5 protein-coding genes are annotated in these 3,059 nt (G+C 53.6%); all 5 read right to left on the reverse strand.

The features are described 5' to 3' along the window. A partial coding sequence (locus O6944_03880; GenBank protein ID MCZ6718280.1) for a 4-carboxy-4-hydroxy-2-oxoadipate aldolase/oxaloacetate decarboxylase occupies positions 1-602 on the reverse strand: 602 nt, incomplete at its 3' end. Positions 603-619: 17 nt separating this feature from the next. After that, on the reverse strand, positions 620-1,483 hold the full coding sequence (locus O6944_03885; protein ID MCZ6718281.1) for an amidohydrolase family protein: 864 nt from the start codon (positions 1,481-1,483) through the stop codon (positions 620-622). Positions 1,484-1,646: 163 nt separating this feature from the next. Then, positions 1,647-2,021, reverse strand: a complete 375-nt coding sequence (locus O6944_03890) for a hypothetical protein (protein MCZ6718282.1) — start codon at positions 2,019-2,021, stop codon at positions 1,647-1,649. After that, positions 2,021-2,413, reverse strand: a complete 393-nt coding sequence (locus O6944_03895) for a hypothetical protein (GenBank protein ID MCZ6718283.1) — start codon at positions 2,411-2,413, stop codon at positions 2,021-2,023. The genes O6944_03890 and O6944_03895 overlap by 1 nt, the downstream gene beginning before the upstream one ends. Before the next feature lie 313 nt (positions 2,414-2,726). After that, a partial coding sequence (locus tag O6944_03900; protein ID MCZ6718284.1) for a hypothetical protein occupies positions 2,727-3,059 on the reverse strand: 333 nt, incomplete at its 5' end.

A 3,059-nucleotide genomic window follows, 5' to 3' on the forward strand; every position in this document is an offset into this window, starting at 1 on the left:
TGCAGGCGCGCTCTTTTCGACTCTTCATTTTCGGCTCGCTCCATGCCCTTCTGTGCCACAGGTCCGGCTGCATTCCGTGGCACGACGCAAACTCCGTCATCATCCGCGATGACAACATCCCCGGGCTTGACGGCAGCGCCGGCACACATGACGGGCACATTGACGCTGCCGACTGTTTTCTTCACCGTTCCCTGTGACCAGATGGCCTTCGACCACACCGGGAAGACCATTTCCTCAAGGTCCCGAACGTCGCGGACACCGGCATCGACAATGAGGCCTTTGACGCCCCTGGCCATGGCCAGGGTAGCCAGCAGATCGCCGAACATGCCGTGTTCGTCCTCATCGCTTACGCCGACCACCAGAACATCGCCTTGCTGGCACAGCTCCATGGCCACATGATTCATCCAGTTATCGCCGGGGTGATTGAGGACTGTGACAGCGCTTCCCGCGATTCGTGCTCCCGCATATATGGGGCGCATATAGGACTGCATCAGGCCTGTACGTCCCTGCGCCTCGTGAACCGTCGCGACGCCGAGTGACTCGAGCGCTGCAATTTCCCCGGCATCGGCCCTAAGCATGTTGCGCACCGCAATTTTATCCATGCTCATATGCCTTGTTATCAGAATCCGAATAGCCTGGCCGGATTATCGACCAGTAATTGCTGTTGTAAATCAGAAGTTGGCGCCATCTGCGGAATCAGCTCCAGGAGATCGCCGTCGTTCGGCATGAGCTTTACATTGGGATGCGGCCAGTCCGTTCCCCAGATGACCCGATCGGGTGCCGCTTCGATACAGGCACACGCAAACGGTACCGCGTCCTTAAACGGTGGCCCTGCCGCCGATATTCGCTCGGCGCCCGAGACTTTGACCCAAAGATCTTCACGCTCCCTCACTAACGACAACAGAGACTGAAACGGAGCCTGGTCCAGTCCATCACCTACCGGCACACGCCCCATGTGATCGATAACCACCGGTAGTGGCATCTCGTCCAGCAGCGTTTCGTATGCAAGCAGGTCCTTTGCATCGAAGTGTAGTTCGACATGCCAGGGCAGGTGCGCAACTTTGCTAATGATGACACGCATCTTGTCGAGATCGGGCGCTCCGCCCAAGTGCCTGACAAAATTGAAGCGCACACCCCGTATACCACCGGCATGCAGCTCTGCAAACTGACTGGCCGTAAATGAATCGTCTGCGTTACAAACGCCACGATACCGTCCGTCGCTCGAAGCGATGGCATCCAGCATCGCAGCATTATCGGTTCCATGACAATTGGCCTGCACGATGACAGCGCGCTCTATTCCGAGCGTGTCGTGTAATTCGCGCAATTTTTCCTTCGGTGCATCGGGTGGCGTATATCTGCGCGTATCCGCATAGGGAAATTGATTACCAGGGCCGAACACGTGACAGTGAGTATCACAGGAACCGGGCGGCGCCTTGAAATCGGGCTTTCGCGTGTCCGGATCGGGAGGAGCAATAGTTTTCAATCAGGCACTCCTGACGAATACTTCGCCGCGGATGAGCATACGTGCGGCGCGGATTACGCCTGCTTTTTCTATGTGAATTTCGCCGTCGTCACTTTGTGTAGTCACGAGCCGGACTGAAAGAGATCCGCCCGGATGTTCGATGACCATTGTCTTCTCAACACCATCAAGCACTTTCGCACTGCGAGACGTGGCGACACTCGTGCGTAATTAGCCTGTTTGTTACGCGATCTGTGCACGCATAAATACCGTATCCGAAAGTAACTCCGTTCATATCGGGGCCAAGTAGTCCCGCCTGCAGGGCCACATCTCGAAGCATTTGGTCATCCGGGAGCGGCAGATTTTCAACTAGTTCAACTCGTATTTTTTCTGGTTTTAGCACACCTACTGAGCGAGCGACTTTTATTCCGGCACCAGTTAGCGGCTTGCCCTTGGAAAGAATTTCTGCAGAACATAATTCCATCCATTCAATGGCCTGTGGAAAGAGTTTGGGCAGTACAGCAGCGAGGTCATACATCATTGCGGCAGCATCGTATTCCATTAAAAGCAGGATGCAACTAGACCCTTCGGAATCCTCACTTCGGAAACGACCCAGGCTTTCCGCGCCTCATCCCAAGCGGCAATGTGTGAGCAGACATCTTCTTGAGTGATCGTTTGAGGGCTGGTGATCGTTGTATTGGAGTGCAGCCACGCAGTATTGCCGATAGCTGTTACTGTTCCAGTTGTTTGCTCCCTGCCCGGGGTTGTTATGCTCGTTATGCTAATCCACTGAAATACTCGCTGTCCATCACCGAGATCAAACGCGTTGGATGGGGGCCCATAAGAGATCGCAACCTCCCGAATATCCTGACCAACATACTTGCCCATGATTTGAGAGGCACATGAAGCCACAACCAACGTTATAAGCAATGGAAGCATTCGTAGGATGGTCATGGCCCTATCCTGTCGATTGAATCTGGGTATTGTACGACTCTTCTGGCCACTAGCGACCACGCCAAACACGCCCTCAATATATCAATCTCCCCCATATCCCAAGCCTCCCAAACCTGATCAGTCAGTCATTCATTAACCAGCAGGGCTTCGATGTAGATTTTGGTGAGCATGGTTTAAGGATGGCTTGCGCTTGGACTTATTGCTTCCCTTAAATATGGACTATTTGTGCAGAAATCAGATCGCTACAGAAATGAAAGCAAAATGTTTGCTTTCGGCAGCAATTAGCGGACAGCTAGATGGGGCTTGCAACCGGTTACCACCATTTTCCAAGGTGTATCGCCATCGTGACATGGGTCGTTGTTTCCTTGGAGTGAATCTCAAGAAGGATTCGATTGCTCCCGAGACGGAAATCAGCAACGGAAAACTCTGCTCCCATTCCCGGCGCGGCTGTAAGATGGCCGTTACCGTATCTCTCTGCGTAGAAATTCAGGACTTCGCCATAGGACAAGTCGGTTTGAATATCTACGACGTATCCCCTTCCGTCCTCAAACAGGGTCCGCCGTCCCGAGATCACTTGCCCTTCTACAATGGGGATATCTGAGGGCAGTCCGGGCGGTAGTACTGCGCCATAATTCGTGTGGTTTCG

The organism is Gammaproteobacteria bacterium, from assembly GCA_027296625.1.
Taxonomy (GTDB): domain Bacteria; phylum Pseudomonadota; class Gammaproteobacteria; order JAKEHO01; family JAKEHO01; genus JAKEHO01.